The organism is Kitasatospora sp. NPDC056531 (assembly GCF_042794375.1).
Classification (GTDB): Bacteria; Actinomycetota; Actinomycetes; order Streptomycetales; family Streptomycetaceae; genus Kitasatospora.
Map to the genome: position 1 here is coordinate 1 of NZ_JBHTTU010000390.1, position 1,121 is coordinate 1,121.

1 pseudogene is annotated in these 1,121 nt (G+C 78.1%); it reads right to left on the bottom strand.

Going from position 1 to position 1,121, the window contains the following annotated elements:
* Window positions 1–421 precede the first annotated feature (421 nt).
* Window positions 422–1,117, bottom strand: a pseudogene (locus ACFQ87_RS46690) (ArsR/SmtB family transcription factor); the annotation flags it as partial.
* Window positions 1,118–1,121: the final 4 nt, after the last annotated feature.

Below are 1,121 nucleotides of genomic sequence, written 5' to 3' on the forward strand. Positions count from 1 at the left end.
GGTCGCTCTGAGCGGCAGCGGCCGCATGCTGTGCTGGGCGGCGGTGGTCGCCACGGCCTTCGCCCTGCTGCTCCCGGCGGCCGGATCCGGCTGGGGCGCGCTGGTCTTCGCCCTCGGCAACGCCGGGTTCTCGGCGGGGGTCGTGGTCGCCAGCATCGTCACCCGCACCCACCGCCAGACCCAGACCCCGCCGGAGCTGCTGTCCCGGGTGATGGCCACGGTCCGCTTCGTCTCCTGGGGCGCGATCCCGGTCGGCGCCCTCGCCGCCGGCGCCGCGGCCGCGGCCTGGGGGCCGCGTACGGCGCTGCTGCTGTTCGCGCTGAGCAGCGTGCTCAGCCCCGCCGTCCTGCTGGCCAGCCCGGTCCGCCGGATGCGCGAGCTGGTCTGAGGCCCGGAGGGCTTCTCGCAGGTCGGTGGGCGGCAGGCCGAGGAGGTCCTGCCAGGCCCGCCGGCCGGCCGGGGTCACGGCCAGGGCGCGGGTGGTGCCGATCCGGGTGAGCCAACCGGCGGTCAGCGCGTGGTCACAGAACGCCGCGCCCACCGCGCCGCCGAGGTGCGGTCGGCGCTCGGTCCAGTCCAGGCAGGCGCGCACCGGCGGGCGGTGCGAGCCGCTCGGCAGCGTGATGCCGAGCTCGGTCAGCCAGGCCCGGCCGGCGGCGGTCAGGGCCGGCTCCGGGCCCCAGTCCAGCAGGCCGCGCCCGACCATCGCGTCGGTGACCGCCAGCCCGAGGGCGCCCGCCAGGTGGTCGTAGCAGAGGCGTGCCCGGGCCAGCGCCTGCTGTCGCCCGGAGGCGGCGAGCGAGCGCGGCCGGACGGCCTGCCGCGGGGCGAGTTCGGCGAGGCTCTCGACCAGCGCGACCACCCGGCGGTCGGCCAGCCGGAGGTAGCGGTGGCGGCCGTGCCGCTCCTCGGCCAGCAGCCCGCCGCCGACCAGCAGGTTCAGGTGCGAGGTCGCGGTCGAGGGCGCGACCCCGGCGTAGCGGGCGAGTTCCTTGGCCGTCCAGGCCCGGCCGTCGAGCAGCGCCAGGCAGAAGGCCGCCCGGGTGCCGTCGGCGAGCAGCCCGGCCACGGCGGGCAGGTCCACGCCCACGTCCTGGTCGGCAGATCGGTCGTCCATGTCC